This window comes from Erythrobacter sp. W302b (assembly GCF_046452395.1).
GTDB lineage: Bacteria > Pseudomonadota > Alphaproteobacteria > Sphingomonadales > Sphingomonadaceae > Erythrobacter.
In genome coordinates, this window is sequence record NZ_JBKFDH010000003.1 from 115,029 (window position 1) to 131,636 (window position 16,608).

A 16,608-nucleotide genomic window follows, 5' to 3' on the forward strand; every position below is an offset into this window, starting at 1 on the left:
TAGCCGCGGTCCGAAGGGGAGAGACGACCATGAACACATTTCGTGCCCGAATTGCATCTGGCGTCCGCGTGGACGGTATACGCCGCGCGCTGCTGTGCGGCGCCGCGCTGAGCGGGCTTGCCGCCATGCCGAGCACCGCCTTCGCGCAGGATGCGGCGGCTGAAGCGGAGACTGTCGAAAACGATCAGGTGATCGTGGTGCAGGCCCGCCGCCAGAACGAAACCCTGCAAGAGGTTCCCGTGACCGTCACCGCGATCGGCGGCGAGACGCTCCAGCGCTTCAATATCGACCAGGTCGCCGATGTGACCAGCCGCGTGCCCACCCTCAACGTGCAGGTCGGCGGTTCGGGTTCGGGCGGCCAGCTGAGCTTGCGCGGCGTGGGCTCGTCGAACATCTCGGCAGCCTTCGATTCCGCGGTGGCGTTCGAATATGACGGTGTCGTGGTGTCGACCATGCGCATGGTGCAGGCCGGCTTCTTCGATGTCGAACAGATCGACGTGCTGCGCGGGCCGCAATCGCTGTTCTTCGGCAAGTCCGCCACCGCAGGCGTTCTGTCGCTGCGTTCGGCCAACCCCACGTCCGACTGGGAAGTCGGGATGCGGGCCAACTATGAATTCGAAGAGAAGGGCTACCTGCTCAACGGCTACATTTCCGGCCCGCTGTCGGACACGCTGGGCATTCGCATTGCCGCGCAGTTCAACGATATCGACGAATTCCAGCTGGCGCAGGCCGGCTCTCCGGCGGTCAACCAGAAGCGCGGCCTGACCGACTTCATCGGCCGCGTGACACTCGACTGGCAGCCGTCGGACATGTTCCGCGCCAACCTCAAGGTGCAATACACCAAGAACGAGAATGACGGCGCGCTCGGGACGGGCGAAGTGTCCTGCGGTGCCAACGGCATCGCGGATTCGATCTTCCTGCTCGGCGGCGCGGTGAACCTGCCGGCGGGCTATGATTGCAACGTCTCCGACCAGCGCTATTACTTCACCGACACCGCCGGTCCGCTCGCTGGCGGCGTGCCGACCCCGTCGAAGGCCGCAGGCCGCAACGGTGTGCCGTTCGGTGAGACGGACATCTGGTTCGGCCGCCTGCAATTCGAACTCGATCTGTCCGAAAAGCTGAAGCTCACCTCGGTCACCGGCCTGCTCAACATGAAGGCGGTCGATTTCGAGAGCTATTCCTACGGCGGCTTCATCCCCGGCCCCAACGGCACCCGCCTGCCGGGCGGCGCGGGTTCGTCCGACCCGATCAACAACCTTGAACAATACACCCAGGAACTGCGCCTTGCTTCGGACTTCGACGGCGCCTTCAACTTCATGCTCGGCGCGTTCTACGAAGACCGCACGATCACCTTCGATACCTCGCAACAGGGCGTGAACATCTCGTTCCTCGGGCCTGACCCGGCGACCGGCTTCACCTATGACTGGGACAAGACCCACCTCACCAAGACCGAAGCCCTGTCGTTCTTCGGCAGCGTCATGATCGACCTCACCGAACAGCTGGAGCTGTCGGGCGGGATTCGCTGGACCGACGAGCAGAAGGTCCAGACCATCAGCGTGCCTTACGTCCACACCTTCCTGTTCGGGCCGACCTTCGTGCGGCCGGGCTTCTTCTCGGGCCCGATCAACTTCGCCGACGACAACTTCTCGCCCGAAGTGACCTTGAAGTATCAGGCGAACGAGGATTTCAACATCTTCGCCTCGTTCAAGACCGGCTTCAAGTCGGGCGGGATCGACAACTCGGCCCTGCCGTCCAACAGCCTCAGCGCGGCCGCGGCGAGCGGCGATTTCAGCTCGCTGATCTTCAAGTCGGAAGAGGCGATCGGCGGCGAAATCGGCTTCAAGTCGCAGTGGGCGAACCGCGACATCACGCTGAACATGACGGCCTACCAATATGTGTTCAAGGATCTGCAAGTGCAGAACTTCAACGCACAGACGGTGCAGTTCATCACCAGCAACGCGGGCGAACTGACCACCAAGGGCGTCGACATGGAAGCCAAGTGGCGCACCCCGGTTGACGGGCTGAGCTTCTCGTCGAACATCTCCTATCTCGATGCCAAGTACACCGACGACTTCCTCCAGCCGGGCGGTCAGGGCGGCACGATCAACCTCAGGGGTCGTCGTGGCAGCCAGGCCCCTGAATGGTCGGGCAACGTCGCGGCCGACTGGGCGATCCCGCTCAGCGATAGCCTCGAATTGTTCCTGTCGGGCAACGCGGCCTATAATGATGGCTACATCACCGACGAAACCTCGCTCAACGATTTCCGGCAGCCGAGCTTCTGGCTGTTTGATGCCAACGTCTCGATCGGTCATCCCGATGGCGACTGGAAGCTCTCGTTGGTTGGCCAGAACCTGGGCGACAAGGTCTTCGTCATCACCAGCGGCGGGCGTCCGTTCCTGTCGCCCACCGGTGACGACATCTTCCTGACCCAGAACCGCGGCCGTCAGATCTTCGCGGAAATCAGCTTCCGGTTCTGATCTGCCCGCAGGGGAATACGGGGGGGCGGGCCAGCGATGGCTCGCCCCTTTTGCTTGTGCGCCGCCCTGCCCGCTCTGCCAAAAGTGAGCATTGCCCCCGCAGGCCGTAAGGCGGATGTTTCCCGCAACAGTCCGGGAGAACAAGCATGTCACGCGAAACGCTGGTCGAAATGACCCGCAGTCTGGTCGCCCATGGCGCGGCCGATACGATGGAATATGCCGACGATATCGTCCGCATTCCCGCCAGCGCCTATACCGACCCCGATCTGTTCGAGCTCGAAAAGAAGCAGATCTTCCGCCGCCTGCCGCTGATGGTCGCGCCGTCCTGCGAACTGCCCAACCCCGGCGATTTCAAGGCGATGGACATCTGCGGCGTGCCGCTGCTGCTCTCGCGCCAGAAGGACGGCAGCATGGGCGCCTTCCTCAACATGTGCACCCACCGCGGCAATCCTCTGGCCGCCGGCTGCGGCAATGCCAGCCGCTTCACCTGCGGCTATCACGGTTGGACTTTCAAGGCCGACGGCGATCTGATCGGCGTGGCGGATTCGCAGGATTTCGGCAAGATCGACAAGAGCCAGCACTGCCTCACCAAATTCCCGGTGCACGAGAATGCCGGGCTGATCTGGGTGACGCTCGATCCGCACTCCAAGCTCAGCATCGCGGATTACCTGTGCGGCTATGACGAACTGCTTAAGGCCTTCGAATTCGAGGGCTGGACGCTGTTCTCCCAGCGCACGCTGCCGGGGCCGAACTGGAAGACGGCGTACGACGGCTATCTCGATTTCTACCACCTGCCGGTGCTGCACAAGGACACTTTTGGCGCGGATTTCTACAATCGGGCGAACTACTTTGCTTTCGGCCCGCACCAGCGGCTTTCGACCCCGTCGAAATTCGCGATCAAGGTGCAGGGGGATGACGATCAGGCGCTCGATCTCGAAGCCATGGCCGACGACGACCTGCCGCAGGAAGTGCTGGTGCAGGGCGTGTGGACGATCTTCCCGCACATCTCGATCGCCAGCTTCTACGGCGGCGGACAGCGCGGGGCGATGATCAGCCAGCTGTTCCCCGGAGCGACCGTGGGCGAGAGCTACACCACCCAGTTCTATGTCATGGAAAACCAGCCCGAGACACCCGAACAGGTGCAGGCTGCGCACGACCAGTTCAATTTCCTCGAAATCGTGGTCCGCGACGAGGATTACGCCACCGGCAAGCGCCAGCATCAGGCGCTGCAATCGGGGCTGATGAAAGAGGTGCTGTTCGGCCGCAATGAAAAGGGGGGACAGGTCTTTCACCAATGGGCCGAGCGCCTGACCCGCGCGACCGACGAGGAGCTGGTGGCGATTTTCGCGGCTGAGCAAAGACAGGCGGCGGAGTAGGGGTCAGCACCGCGCTCGGAGCGGCTGCTTTTGGGGTTGGCGGCCCTTGGGCTTAATGTCCGTGATTGGGTGGAAAGGCGAAGGGCGGCTTTGCGTGTTCCAAACTTCCGTTTCAGCTTTCGCCGCCCACAAAGTCGGTCCAACCAGCAGGTATGGTTTCGCCCCGTTCCTGTTTGATTTGAATTGCTTTCTTCATGCTGTCTGAGGAGCCTGCGAGGCCTTCCTGACGAAGTAAGACCGCGAGGTTGGCAAAGCTCTGCGCATCATTAGTGTCGTGATCGACAACCTCTCGGAGTCGGACGATGGCAAGCGCGGGATTGCGCCGCTGAATCGCAAGCGTGACGAGGCTACGCCGTGCGCTTTGAGCTTCTCCCGCAGGCATCGCCATTGTTGCCAGCATGCGCAGCAGCGCCTCTTCGCGAAGGTGGGCATCAGCCATGTTCTGCCCAAGCGAGAACAGCTTCTCAGCTGCAACGAGCCTCTCGGCCGGCGAAAACTCGGTCGATGCATTCAGATTGCGGTAGAACGAAATGGCTGTCGCTCTCTCCTGGCGCTGCAAAGCGACGTCCGCATCGAACAGTAGGCACGCCGCCTCCTTTCCGATAGCAGGATTATCGCTCCGGCATTGGCTAACCTTGCTCTTGATCACCCGGTTTTCAACGCTGAGAGGGTCAACTCCAGAGGTAGCTGAAAATGCAGCGACCGGAATGTTGCTGGCAATGCCGCTCGCTTCCAAAACTGGCTTGCGAGCGATTCTCGAGCCTACCACTACTGTGCGTTGGCCTTTCTCGCTCTCTTCCGCCTCCCCTGTTACGATGATGGGCTGCTCATTCGTGGCGGCCACTGGGTCCAGTTGCGGGTCGACAGTCTCTGACGGTTGCGATGCAACGACCAGAAGGCCTAGGAGCAAATGCACGCCCATTGATCTACTTCCCTTCGAGATCGCCAAAGCGTTTGCAAAGCACCTGAAGTAAACTTTGCAATACAGTGATCTATGGGATCAGTCTGACTTGGCCAAGCCTTATGTCGGATATGGGGTCGCTAGCGGAATGTCCGCATTTGGCCGAAACGATGCCGAAGCCGCCATCCCCTTAATCGTCGCCCCGGACTTGATCCGGGGTTTGGCTGTTCTTCCTCGCCGCCCGAAGCCGAGGTAGCCAAGCCCCGTGTCAAGCACGGGGCGACGAAGGAGGGAACGAGTCGCGCTGTTTTCCTACACGCCCGCAAGCCGCTACACTCCGCCCCGGCTCTTTCCCATCGTTCTGTCCGGCCCGCGCGGCCGTTGGATCACCGCGGCGCGCAACAAGGCCCCGCTCCCCTGTCCGTCCGCCTGTTGAATTCAGGTGTAAATATCTGTATTTATTTGTGAAATTGGAGACGCGCAAAGCGGACACGGTGTCCGCTTTGTAACGCTTAAGTGCCGCCAGGGGCATCTCTGGTGTCGACCCGATTCCATCCCCAACCCCGATACCTGTCCCGGGCATGACCCGGGGGCCGGTATCGAGTTCGGGGGTGGGCCCGGGTCAGATTACCCGAACGCGGGCCGATAATTGCTCTCGCCCCAATCCTGACGCTTGGTCCATTCGCCCAGCGGCTCGAGCTTGCCTTCCAGTTCCGGGAAGCGTTCGTAGACGTGGTCCATGTCGACCGCGAAGGGCCTGGTCGGGGCCTCGTTGTTGTATTCGTAGAACGCCTGGATGCCCTTGGCGAATTGGTCGCGCATTTCCGGGGCCATCGAATCTCCGGCGGCCTCGACCAGATAGCAGCCGAATTCCTCGGGGGTGCAGGGATCATACTTGATCTCCTTGCCCAGCGCTTCGGAAAGGCACTGCGTTACCTGCTTGCCGACCAGCCGCTCCGGCCCGCCGATGTTGAGCCACGCGCCTTCCATGTCGGGCCGCTCGAGGCTCGCCAGCATGAAGCGGGCGACGTCATCAAGGCTGATCCAGTTCGCCTGAAGGTTGGGGTTGTGCGGGTACACATAGCGCCCTTCGTTGACGATGAAGGGGCGCGCCCAGTTGGTCAGCAGGTTGTCCATGAACAGCACCGAGCCGAACACCGTCCCCGGCGCGCCCGAACGCCACAGGGCGTTGATGCCCTTGGTGTTCTCGCCATAGGTGAAGGGATCGCCGGGCTTGTCGGGAATCCAGCTCGAGGTGTTCCACACGACCCGCTTCACGCCGATATGCGCGGCGACCTTGCCCACCTCGCCGATCAGGTAGGCGCGATCGGCGCGGGCCTGGAGCGGGTGGGTGTAGAAGATGTAGTCCGAGCCTTCGAGCGCATCGTGGAAGGTCGCGGTGTCGTAGAGGTCCATCGGCCGCACCTCGACCCGCTCCACGCCTTCGACCGGCGCGCCTTCCAGCGCATCCGGGCGGCGCGAGATGGCGCGCACGTCATACCCTGCGGCAAGTGCCTGACGCACCTGCGCCAGACCTTGCCGGCCGCTTGCGCCGATCACTGTGATAAGTGCCATTCCTGTCTCTCCCGTCTTATGATTGCCGGGCAGACTAGGTAGCGCCCCGCCCGCACGCACCGCGCCAATTTGATAGCCAGCGCCTTTTGACCCCTAGCGAAAAGGCGGGGTTGCCGTAGCGGCGCAGCGCCCGGAATGTGCCGGGATGGAGAACCGCTTCTGGCGCATCGCGCGCCGACCCGAAGGCACCGATTTCGCCGCCGCGCTGGCGCTGGACGCGGCGCCGCTCGCCCCGCTGGGCGCAGGCGAAATCCGCATCCGCAATTCGCATCTCTCGATGGATGCCGGAACCCGGATGTGGCTGACCGACCGCGAGGACGGGTATCAGCCGCCGCTCCCGCTCGGCATCCCGATGTCGGGGTTGGTGCTGGGCGAGGTGATGGAAAGCCGCGCCGAGGGCTTCGCGCCCGGCGATCTGGTGCGCGCCTTCGGTCAGTGGGCCGATATCAGCACGGTGGATGCGGTGATGTCCGGCGCGATCCGGCTCGACCCCAGCGTTGCGGACCGCCGCGCGTGGTTCGGCCCGCTGGGGATGAACGGGTGGACGGCGCTTTGGGGCGTGGAACAGACCGGTGCGGCGAAGCTGGGCGAGCGGGTGCTGGTCTCTGCCGCCGCCGGGGCGACAGGGATACTCGCGGTGCAGATCGCCAAGCTGCTCGGCTGCGAGGCGTGGGGGATCGCGGGCGGTGCAGCGAAGTGCGCCTATCTGACGGAGGAGCTCGGGATTGCAGGCGCGGTGGATTACAAGGCGGGCGATGTGGGCGCGCAGCTCGATGCAGCGGGCGGTTTCGACATCTACTTCGACAATGTCGGCGGCGACCTGCTCGACCACGTGCTGACCCGCATGAACCACTATGGCCGCATCGCGGTGTGCGGATTGCTGGCCGATTACACCGGCGGCGGGCGCACGACTCCGCGCGAATTCGATCAGGTGCTGATGCGGCGGCTGCGGGTCGAGGGGTTCTTCTCGCCCGATTTCATGCACGAAGGCCCCGCCCTCACCCGCCGCCTGCGCGACTGGACCGAGACGGGCGCGCTCGTCATGCCCTATGATGTGACGCGGGGACTGGAAAACACCCTCACCGCCTATGCGAAGCTGTTCACCGGCGGCAATATCGGTAAGGTGATCGTGGAGCTGGACACATGACCGGAACGCTCGAAGACCGCGAAGCCATCCGCGACATCCTCGCCGCCTATGCCCATGCGATCGACCGGCGGCGCTGGGGGATGATGGAGCATCTGTTCCATGCGGACACAATCTTCCGCTTCGGCACCATCGAAGGGGATTGGCGCGGCTTCGTGGAACAGGCGCGCGCGGTGATCGACCCGTGCCTTGCGACCCAGCACCAGCTCGGCCAGACGATCTTCGGCTTCGAAAGCGATACCGTCTGCCACACCGAAACCTACATGACCGCGATGCACACCATCCCGCCGGGCTATCCACTGGCGGCGGTGTTTCCCGACAAGGGCGTGATCTATTCCGCGATCGTGGCGGGGCGCTATGTCGACCGGTTCGAAAAGCGCGGCGGCGCATGGCGCATCGCCCAGCGCACCGGCCTGTATGACTGGCGCGAATTCCGGGTGGCAGAGGGCGTCGACCTCTCCGACACCCCCGAAGGCGCGGCGGGATACCATGACGAGCGCGATCCCTCGACCGCGGCGGTGAGGCGGTGGCTGGGTTAGTGGCACCTTCCCATTCGTCGTCACCCTGAACTCGTTTCAGCATGACGACGGTAGAGTCACGTCACCGCCTAATCGCAAACACCCCGCTCATCGTCGCGATCTGTTCATCGCCGCGCCAGACCCCGCCCGAGGTATAGGCCGTGCGCCCGCCCAGCCGATCGATCCGCACCCGCGCTTCCAGCCAGTCCCCCAGCTTTGCGCCGCTGAGATAGTTCACGGTCAGCGTCACGGTTGACGGCGTCAGCCTCGGCCGCTCGGCATCATAGACCGCGTGGCTCAAGGCGACATCGGCGAAGGTCGAGATCACCCCGCCATGCGCGGCGTCCTGATAGTTGATATGGTGCGGACAGATCAGCAGACCGACCACCCTCACGCCCTCCTCAGCAGGCCCGAGATAGTAAGGCCCGCCATGGTCGAGAAAGCCGGGCGTGAAACCGGCCGGTGCAAAGCCCGAAGGAATATCCATCTCCTCACCCTAACGCCGCCCGCGCCGCGCGCCGCTATGAATTGTGCCAATGACAGGCGCAGCGCCAGAGCCTATCCTTGGCCGCATGGGAGAGAACACAGCATTGGCAGCGGAGTCCTTTTGCGACGTCGTGCGCGATCACGCGCGCGTACAGGGGGACGTTATCGCCTTCACCTACGCGGGCGAGGAGATCAGCTTCGCCGAACTCGATGACGGCGCCAACCGCGCCGCGAACGGGCTGACGGCACTGGGCGTCAAGCCGGGTGAACGCGTGGCCTTCCTCGGCAAGAACCACCCGCTCTATTTCGAAGCCTTCCTCGGCGCGGCGCGCATCGGGGCGGTGATGACGCCGGTCAACTGGCGCCTCGCCGCGCCGGAAGTCGCCTATATCCTCGACAATTGTCAGGCCCGCGTGGTGTTCATCGGCGAAGGCTTTGCCGAGGTGCTGAGCGGCATCCGCGCGGACTGCCCGCGGCTGGAGCAGGTGATCGGCATCGATGCGCCGGACTTCGCAGGCACCGACTATCGCACCTGGCGCGACGGCTTCCCTGCCACGCCGCCCGCTCACCGCGTGCGGGCCGAGGACGATGCGCTCCAGCTCTACACCTCCGGCACCACCGGCAAGCCCAAGGGCGCGGTGATGACCCATGGTTCGATCCTCTCCAGCCGCGATGCGACGGCCGGTGGCGATGAGATGCGCAGCTGGCAGGAGCCGATCCCGGGCGATGTCACGCTGCTCGCCATGCCGTGTTTCCACATCAGCGGCACCGGCACGGGCATCGGCACGATGGTCGCGGGGACCAATTCGATTGTCCTGCCGGAATATGACCCGACCAAGGCGCTGGACCTGATCGCCAATTTCAACATCTCGAAGATCTTCCTCGTCCCCGCCGCGATCCAGATCCTGCTCAACCACCCGCGCGTGGCCGAGACCGATTTCAGCCGCCTCAAATACATCACCTATGGCGCCTCGCCGATCCCGCTCGAACTGATGCGCGAGGCGATGCGGGTGATCGGCTGCGGCTTTGTGCAGATGTACGGGATGACCGAGACCAGCGGCACGATCGTCGCGCTCGATCCCGAGGATCACGTGCCCGAAGGCTCGCCCCGGATGCGCAGCGTGGGCAAGCCGCTGGCGGGGGTCGAGCTCAAGATCATCGACGAGGCAGGCAACCCGGTTCCGGTGGGCACCGTGGGCGAGATCGCGACGCGTTCGTCCAAGAACATGCGCGGCTACTGGAACAACCCTGAGGCGACCGCCGCCACCATCGACGCCGAGGGCTGGCTGCGCACCGGGGACGCGGGCTATCTCGACGAGGACGGCTATCTCTACATCCACGACCGGGTGAAGGACATGATCATCTCGGGCGGCGAGAACGTCTACCCGGCCGAGGTCGAGAACGCGCTCTATTCGCACCCCAAGGTGGCGGACGTGGCCGTGATCGGCGTGCCGGACGCCAAGTGGGGCGAGGCGGTGAAGGCCTGCGTGGTGGTGAAGCCGGGCGAGACCCTGACCGAAGCGGAGCTGATCGCTCATGCCCGCACGCTGATCGCGGGCTACAAGTGCCCCAAGTCGGTCGATTTCATCCCCGCCCTGCCGCGGAACCCCTCGGGCAAGATCCTGCGGCGCGAGCTGCGCGCGCCCTATTGGGTGGGCAAGGACCGGGCGGTCAACTGAGGTGCTGGCGGTCCGGCAGCTGGCTTACAAGATCAATGACCTTGAGGCCGCCGCCGAGGCGCATCACCGGCAGTTCGGATCGGGGCCGTTCTTCGTGCTGCGCCATGTTGTGCTCGCGTCATCGCAGCATCGCGGGGTGGAACGCCCCTTCGACCATTCCAGCGCCTATGGCCAATGGGGCGACATGATGGTCGAGCTGGTGGTGCAGCACAATCCCGATCCGTCCGCGCTGCACGACATGTTCCCGCACGGCTCGCGGGCCGAGGGGCTGCACCACGCCGCGCTGTTCGTCGATGATCTCGCTGCGGCGATTGCGCGGTTTGAGAGCGAGGGCGCGCCGCTCGCGCAGCTTTCAGTGACGGCGGGCGGCACGGCCTTCGCCTTCGTCGATACGCGGGCGAGCCTCGGGCATATGCTGGAACTCTACGAGCCGACCGAGCAGCTGACGGGCTTCTACGACTTCGTCGCCGCCGCCGCGCAAGGGTGGGACGGGCGCGATCTGCTGCGGGAGCTGGGTTAGTTTCAATCTCCGTCCCGGGATTGACCCGGGACCCAGCTATCTTCCGACGGGCAACAAAGCGGGGCCCCGGGTCAAGCCCGGGGCGGGGAGGATGAAATCAAACCCCCGCCAACTCCACCAACCCCACCTGCTCCGCCCGGCACTCGGCATCCGCCAGCGCCGCCAGCACCGAGAAGGCGACGAAGCCCGGCTCGCCCAGATGCGTGACCAGCGCCGCCGCTTCGGCATCGGTGATCGCGGTGTGCTCGAAGGGCATCCGCCGCGCATAGGCGACACAAAGGCGGGTGCCTTCGTCGAGGCCGGCCTCATCGGGCGCTTGCCCCATCCCGTGCACCGCCGCCACCGCCTGCCGCACGAGCGCCACCAGCGCGGGATCGAGCGCCGCTTCGGTTTTCCCCCGGAAGTCGGCGTAGTGACTGGCGAGCACTGGATCGGCGGCCAGCGCGGCGCAGACGGCGCTCATGCGGCCTGCTCCAGTACGGCAGGCGTGGGCAGCACAGTGCGGTCCATTACCTCCGGCTCCAGCCCCATCGTGATCAGCGCCTTGGCGAGCGCGAGGAACAGCGTCACGCCCAGCCCCAATTCGGCGATCTGCGCCGGGGTCAGGTGACGCTGCAAGGCCGCGCGCGCATCGCCGTTAAGCAGCTCGGGATCGTGGATCAGCGCATCGGTGAACTTGAGCACCGCCTTCTCGGTATCGGTCAGCTTGGCGCTGGTCTCGTAACCGTCGGTGATGTCGTCCACCACCTCCTCGCCAAGGCCTTGCGCTACCGCCTTGTCGAAGCGGACATTGCGGCAGAAGCCACATTCGGTGACGCGCGCATTGCGCATCCGCGCGACCTCCTTGATCCGCGCCGCCAGGACGTCCGAACCCCAGAACCGGCCATAGAGCGCAAAGAAGCTTGCCGCGATGGCGGGCTGGTGCGCGAGCACGGAGCCGAAGTGCGCCGGTTCGCCAGCAATGGCCGAGGATACGCGGGGGATGGTCGACATGAATCTCTCTCCTTGGCGGCCAGACTAGCCCGTGCCTGCCGTTACGGCACCCTCGCCATTTTCGCAGGGGGGAAGGCCGCCGCGTGCATGGCAAGACAAGCAGAAAACCAACCAAGGGAGACACATCATGCCCGGCCAAGCTCAGCGCGTGATCGAGGAATTCTGGCGCATCCAGGACGCAGGCGACTACACCAAGCTAGCGCCGCTGTTCGCCGAGGACGCCTTCCTCGAAGACCCGATCTGGGGTCAGTATCGCGGGCGCGACGCAATCCTCGGATTCATGACCACGATGGTCAAGGAAATGGGTGAGCGGAAGGTCCACTTCACCGTCGATGAAATCTGCGGTGACGATCACGCCGTCTGGGCGCGCTGGACCATGCACATGGAGGGGCATCCCCCGCGCGGCGGCGTGGGCATCTACAAGGTCGAGGGCGGCCTGCTCACCTATTACCGCGACTACATGGACCCGGCGGAGTAGCCTCTTCCCTCGTCATTGCAAGGAGCCGCAGGCGACGAAGCAATCCATGGCCTGAGCTTGCGGCATGCTGTCGGTCCATGGATTACCGCGGCCTTCGGCCTCACAATGACGAGGCTTGGAGGGAAGACTACATCCGCCGGTAATCCGGGTGGCCGCTCTCGCGCAGGTCCAGCATCGGCAGCGGGAATTCGGCGTTGGGGCTGGCGTCGGGCTGGTCGGGCATCGCCATGGTCCAGTCCATGATGTAACGGCGGCTCGAAATCCGCCATTCCCCGTCCCGCTTCTCATATTGGTCGAGATAGCGCCCGCCATACATGTTGCCACGGTAGGGCTCGGCCTCATCCTCGCGCCGGAAGCCCAAGGCGATGCCGTAGGCTTCGCCCTCCGCCGTGGTAGCGCTGGTGAGTTTCACCGCCAGCGACGACAGCAGGTGCCAGCGTCGCCCGGTCGAACGTTCCACCGCCATCACCACCGGCACGAAATCCGCCGCGGTGCCTTTGAAGAACCCGTAATCAATTGCCGCATCGGGCCAGTAGCAATCCGCCTGCCCCGCATCATCGACCCAATCCAGGGTGCGCGAATAGCGCGCGATGAGATCATTGATGGCCTGCCGGTCGAGCAGTTCCTGCACCTTGGCTTCGAGACTCATGCGCGGGCTCCCCACCAGGCCGGGATCGACAGCGGGAAACGCTCCTGCGCCACTTTCATGTTTTCGGAGGCATCATCGGGCAGCGCCGGATCGGCGGTGTGCGGCAGGCCCCCGCCTGCGCCCTCCACGGGATCGATGTATTCGAGTTTGATCCCCGCCAGCACGTCGGCGAAGTCATGGCCTTCGTGGTGATCGGACATCTGGTGGTGATAGAACGCCCACTTGTCCTTGAAGGAGAGCAGGCAATAGTAGGAGAGCGGCTCCTGCCCCTTCCAGTATTCGTAGCGGATGACGCCTTCCTCGGTGCCAAAAGTGTGGTGGACCATGTCGCGCATGATCGCCTCCCACTTTTCCTCCTTGCCGGGCTGGATCTGGATATGGGCGAGCAGACTGGCCATCAGGGTGTCTCCGTGGGTGTGAGGTTCAAGAGCAGCCGGTAGATCCCGAGCATGATCCCGCCCTGATGGCGGAAATCATTGCCCGGCGCGTAGGCGAGGTCGGCGAAGGCGTCGGCAAGGCGATCCCACGCGATCATCTGTTCCAATCGCGAGATGTTCGAGCCCGGACAGGAGCGCGGCCCCTGGCTGAAGGCGAGGTGGCGGGTCGCTGCCTTGCGGTCGAGCTTCAACTCGAGCGGATCCTCGAACTCGTCGGCATCGATATTGGCGGCGGCCCAGCGCAGGTGGAGCATCGATCCGGCGGGGACGTGGACGCCCTGAAACACCTCGTCACGCGAGCAGATGCGGGTCGAGAGGCCTTGGGTGGGCGAGCGTAGCCGCATCCCTTCCTCGATAAAGGTGCGGATCGCCGTGCGGTCGCCGCGTAGTTGTGCGAACATCCCCGGCCGGTCGCACAGCAGTTGGGCCTGTTCGGCGATGGCATATTGGGTGGTTTCCAGCCCCCCGATCACCATCGCATAGACCACGCCATTGATCTCATCATCAGTGAGCTTGCGGCCCAGCGCGGCGTATTCGACCTGCGTGAGGAAGCTGACCATGTCGTCCTGCGGGCGGGCGCGCTTCTCCCGCGTCTGCTCCGCCACATATTCCTTCATCCCCGCCAGCAGCCGGAATTTCTCGGCCGATTGTTCGGGGGTGAGGATGTTCTTGTGGGTCGTCCCGATCACATAGGACATGACCTGCGCATTGCCCCATTGTTCGAGCCGCGGAATGTCCTCCTGCGGAAAGCCCAATACGCTCGCCATCACCCGTTGCGGCAAGGGGCGCGCGAAATCGGCGACGAAATCCACCGCCTCCCCGCGCTTCGCCTTGTCCAGCATCCCGGCGATCAGATCATCGACATGGCCGGTGATCATCGCCGCATGGCGCGTGCAGCCGGGGCCGACCCAGGGATCGGTCAGCTCCTTGCGGTGCGCGCGCCACATGTCAGGATCGGGGCGCAGTGAGACAATCGAGGCGACCATCGCGTCGATATCGGGGATGTGGGTGGGCATCTCGCCTGATTGCTGGATATGCGCGACCAGCAGCGAGAGCGTGGGCGGGAAGCGGTCCCAGTCCATCACCACGCGGCGCACGTCCTCGTATTTGGTGAGGACGAAGGCATCGGTGCCCGGCGTCAAGCCCTCGCCGGGCAGGCGCTGCACCGGGGCCTCCTCGTGGAGGATCGCATAGGCCTGATACCAATGCTCCTGCGCGCCCGGAGCGAACAGATCGACGTCGGAAAGTCTCTGCGGCGCGCCTTCGAAACCAGATTGCACAGCCGCCTCTCCCATCCCGGGGCGCTTCGCTTAGCGAATCCGCCAATTGCTCCTGCCCACCTTGTCCCGCAGCCTCTCCCTTACGGAAACGGGCTATTTTGTGAGGCCCGCCAATGGGAGAGACCGCTGTGAGCCGAATTGCCAAACTGGCGCCGGAGCAATGGGACGAACGGCTGGTCGCAGCGATCCAGCCCGACAGTCTGACCGATCTCGAACAGGGTCTGACCCGCTATTTCGCGCATTGCCCGGAACAGGCGCTGGGGCTGATGGGCTTTGGCGGCGCGCTGAAACGCAATCGCACGCTGCCCGAACGGCTGGTGGAGCTGGTCCGGCTGCGGGTCGCCTTCTTCAACCAGTGCCGTTCGTGCATGGCGATCCGCTATTCGGACGCCGTGGCCGACGGCGTAACCGAGGGGCTGGTGTGCTCATTGGAACGCCCGCAGGAGGCCGAAAATCTCACCGCCGCCGAAAAGGCCGCGATCCGGTACGGCGAGCTGATGGCGACCGATCACCTGGCGATCGACGACGCGATCCATGCCGATCTGCGCGCGCATTTCAGCGAGGCGCAGATTGTCGAACTCGGCATGACGGTGGCGTTCTTTGTCGGCTTCGGCCGGTTGGCCGCGACCTATCACATGGTGGAGGAACTGCCCGAGGCCTTCCAGACCGCCGACAAAATCGCGCCTTGGGGTGCTGAGAAGATCCAGGTGCGCTGATGAATTCGCAGCCCCAGATCAACCTGTTCGACCCGGCGCTCCAGCAGTGCCCTTACGAGGCCTATAAGCGCTTGCGCGACGAAGCCCCGGTTTACAACATCCCCGGCACGCAGATCTATGTGGTCAGCCGGTATGACCATGTGCGCGAGGTGCTGATGGACCCCGCGCGCTTCCCCTCGACCGCGGCCAACGAATTGATGCGCGCGAATCCCACCGACATGGAGCGCGGGCGCAAGGTCGCCGAGCGGTTCCGGGAGAAAGGCTGGCTCCCCGCGCCCACTCTCGCCGGGCGTGATGACCCGAACCACAAGCAGATGCGCGCAATGTTCAACGAGGCGTTCAAGCCGTCGCGGATCAAGGACATCGACCCGCGCGTCGAAACGCTCGCCTATGAACTCATCGACGAATTCCTCCCGGACGGGAAATGCGATTGGGTGCGCCAGTTCTGCGTGCCCCTGCCGCTGTTCATCATCGGCGAGCAGATGGGCGCCAAGCGGGAAGACATGTGGAAGATCAAGGGCTGGACCGACGCCTTCTTCCACCGCATCTCGCTGATGCTGCCCGAGGACAAGCACCTCGAAATGGTCGACCGCGAGATCGAGGCGCAGCATTACTTCCAGCCGATCTTCGAACGTCTGCGCGAACACCCGGATGGCTCGCTGATCTCGGTGCTGGTCAACACCGTGATCGAGGGCTGGGGCCGCCCGCTCAATGACAACGAACTCCACGCCGAAATGATGGCCGACACCTTCGTCGGCGGATCGGAAACCACCACCAACGCGCTCGCAGCGGGGATGAAGCTGCTGATCGAGAACAAGGACGTGTGGGTGAAGCTCAAGGCCGATCCCGACAAATATATGCGCAATTTCGTCGAGGAGGTGCTCCGGCTCGAAAGCCCGGTGCAAAGCCTGATGCGCTTTACCCATACGGACGTGGAACTGGACGGGGTGACGATCCCCGCAGGCTCCGTCGTCAATGTCCGCTACGGCGCGGCCAACCGCGACGAACGTGTCTTCGAATGCCCCGAGAAGCTCGACCTCGACCGGCCCAAGGCCGGCGCGCACATGGCCTTCGGCTCGGGCACGCATCACTGCCTCGGCGCCCCGCTCGCTCGGCGCGAATTGACCTGGGGGTTCCAGGCCGTGGTCGACCGGTTCGAGGACATGCACTTTGCCGAAGGGCTGAACGACTTCAGCTACCACCCGCACTTCCTGCTGCGCTCCCTCAAGCAGCTCCACATCACTTTTGAAGCGAAGGCACGCTGATATGGCTACTCTACTCCGCCCCGACACCGCCCCCCAGCGGATCGACACCACCCCGCAGCCAATGCCCGCGCTCTCGTCCAAGCCGATCGAAGGCAGCCGCTACTGGAGCCACGA

General features: G+C 64.2%; 17 protein-coding genes. 9 read left to right on the top strand and 8 right to left on the bottom strand.

All coding sequences use genetic code 11. The features are described 5' to 3' along the window. Positions 1-68: 68 nt before the first annotated feature. Complete coding sequence (locus ACLBKT_RS15815; RefSeq protein WP_410183947.1) at positions 69-2,477, top strand: TonB-dependent receptor; 2,409 nt, start codon at positions 69-71, stop codon at positions 2,475-2,477. 146 nt (positions 2,478-2,623) lie between these two features. After that, a complete protein-coding gene (locus ACLBKT_RS15820) occupies positions 2,624-3,853 on the top strand; it encodes an aromatic ring-hydroxylating oxygenase subunit alpha (protein ID WP_410183948.1) in 1,230 nt (409 codons plus the stop codon). A gap of 112 nt (positions 3,854-3,965) precedes the next feature. Here the strand turns inward: ACLBKT_RS15820 and ACLBKT_RS15825 are convergent, their stop codons facing one another. Continuing rightward, complete coding sequence (locus ACLBKT_RS15825; protein WP_410183949.1) at positions 3,966-4,775, bottom strand: tetratricopeptide repeat protein; 810 nt, start codon at positions 4,773-4,775, stop codon at positions 3,966-3,968. A gap of 606 nt (positions 4,776-5,381) precedes the next feature. Then, complete coding sequence (locus ACLBKT_RS15830) at positions 5,382-6,329, bottom strand: SDR family oxidoreductase (protein ID WP_410183950.1); 948 nt, start codon at positions 6,327-6,329, stop codon at positions 5,382-5,384. Positions 6,330-6,474: 145 nt separating this feature from the next. On the opposite strand from ACLBKT_RS15830, the gene ACLBKT_RS15835 reads away from it, so the two are divergent. Then, positions 6,475-7,476: an NADP-dependent oxidoreductase gene (locus ACLBKT_RS15835; RefSeq protein ID WP_410183951.1), complete on the top strand. Its 1,002-nt coding sequence runs from the start codon at positions 6,475-6,477 to the stop codon at positions 7,474-7,476. Further along, positions 7,473-8,012, top strand: a complete 540-nt coding sequence (locus tag ACLBKT_RS15840) for a nuclear transport factor 2 family protein (protein WP_410183952.1) — start codon at positions 7,473-7,475, stop codon at positions 8,010-8,012. The genes ACLBKT_RS15835 and ACLBKT_RS15840 overlap by 4 nt, the downstream gene beginning before the upstream one ends. 61 nt (positions 8,013-8,073) lie before the next feature. Here ACLBKT_RS15840 and ACLBKT_RS15845 read toward each other — a convergent pair whose 3' ends face one another. Beyond that, positions 8,074-8,478, bottom strand: coding sequence for a PaaI family thioesterase (locus ACLBKT_RS15845; protein WP_410183953.1), 405 nt, complete (start codon positions 8,476-8,478; stop codon positions 8,074-8,076). Between the two features lie 85 nt (positions 8,479-8,563). On the opposite strand from ACLBKT_RS15845, the gene ACLBKT_RS15850 reads away from it, so the two are divergent. Beyond that, a complete protein-coding gene (locus tag ACLBKT_RS15850) occupies positions 8,564-10,156 on the top strand; it encodes a fatty acid--CoA ligase (protein WP_410183954.1) in 1,593 nt (530 codons plus the stop codon). Between the two features lies 1 nt (position 10,157). Beyond that, a complete protein-coding gene (locus tag ACLBKT_RS15855) occupies positions 10,158-10,676 on the top strand; it encodes a VOC family protein (RefSeq protein ID WP_410183955.1) in 519 nt (172 codons plus the stop codon). Positions 10,677-10,773: 97 nt separating this feature from the next. On the opposite strand, the gene ACLBKT_RS15860 is transcribed toward ACLBKT_RS15855, so the two are convergent. Together ACLBKT_RS15860 and ACLBKT_RS15865 are read right to left on the bottom strand one after the other, a co-directional pair. Then, positions 10,774-11,139, bottom strand: a complete 366-nt coding sequence (locus ACLBKT_RS15860; protein ID WP_410183956.1) for a hypothetical protein — start codon at positions 11,137-11,139, stop codon at positions 10,774-10,776. Beyond that, positions 11,136-11,669: a carboxymuconolactone decarboxylase family protein gene (locus ACLBKT_RS15865; RefSeq protein ID WP_410183957.1), complete on the bottom strand. Its 534-nt coding sequence runs from the start codon at positions 11,667-11,669 to the stop codon at positions 11,136-11,138. The genes ACLBKT_RS15860 and ACLBKT_RS15865 overlap by 4 nt, the downstream gene beginning before the upstream one ends. A 127-nt stretch (positions 11,670-11,796) precedes the next feature. On the opposite strand from ACLBKT_RS15865, the gene ACLBKT_RS15870 reads away from it, so the two are divergent. Beyond that, positions 11,797-12,147 carry a nuclear transport factor 2 family protein gene (locus ACLBKT_RS15870; RefSeq protein ID WP_410183958.1) on the top strand — a complete coding sequence of 117 codons (351 nt, stop codon included), beginning with the start codon at positions 11,797-11,799 and terminating at the stop codon, positions 12,145-12,147. Positions 12,148-12,274: 127 nt separating this feature from the next. On the opposite strand, the gene ACLBKT_RS15875 is transcribed toward ACLBKT_RS15870, so the two are convergent. Genes ACLBKT_RS15875 through ACLBKT_RS15885 form a run of 3 tightly spaced genes read right to left on the bottom strand, consistent with a single transcriptional unit; the run spans position 12,275 to position 14,513 of the window. After that, positions 12,275-12,796 (bottom strand): nuclear transport factor 2 family protein, encoded by a 522-nt coding sequence (locus ACLBKT_RS15875; protein ID WP_410183959.1) that lies wholly within the window; start codon positions 12,794-12,796, stop codon positions 12,275-12,277. Further along, positions 12,793-13,194 carry a putative quinol monooxygenase gene (locus ACLBKT_RS15880; protein ID WP_410183960.1) on the bottom strand — a complete coding sequence of 134 codons (402 nt, stop codon included), beginning with the start codon at positions 13,192-13,194 and terminating at the stop codon, positions 12,793-12,795. Before ACLBKT_RS15880 ends, ACLBKT_RS15875 begins: the two co-directional genes overlap by 4 nt. After that, complete coding sequence (locus tag ACLBKT_RS15885; protein WP_410183961.1) at positions 13,194-14,513, bottom strand: cytochrome P450; 1,320 nt, start codon at positions 14,511-14,513, stop codon at positions 13,194-13,196. Before ACLBKT_RS15885 ends, ACLBKT_RS15880 begins: the two co-directional genes overlap by 1 nt. Positions 14,514-14,641: 128 nt before the next feature. Here ACLBKT_RS15885 and ACLBKT_RS15890 point away from each other — a divergent pair, with 128 nt between their 5' ends. Beyond that, a complete protein-coding gene (locus ACLBKT_RS15890) occupies positions 14,642-15,229 on the top strand; it encodes a carboxymuconolactone decarboxylase family protein (RefSeq protein WP_410183962.1) in 588 nt (195 codons plus the stop codon). Continuing rightward, on the top strand, positions 15,229-16,494 hold the full coding sequence (locus tag ACLBKT_RS15895; protein WP_410183963.1) for a cytochrome P450: 1,266 nt from the start codon (positions 15,229-15,231) through the stop codon (positions 16,492-16,494). The genes ACLBKT_RS15890 and ACLBKT_RS15895 overlap by 1 nt, the downstream gene beginning before the upstream one ends. Positions 16,495-16,608 lie beyond the last annotated feature (114 nt).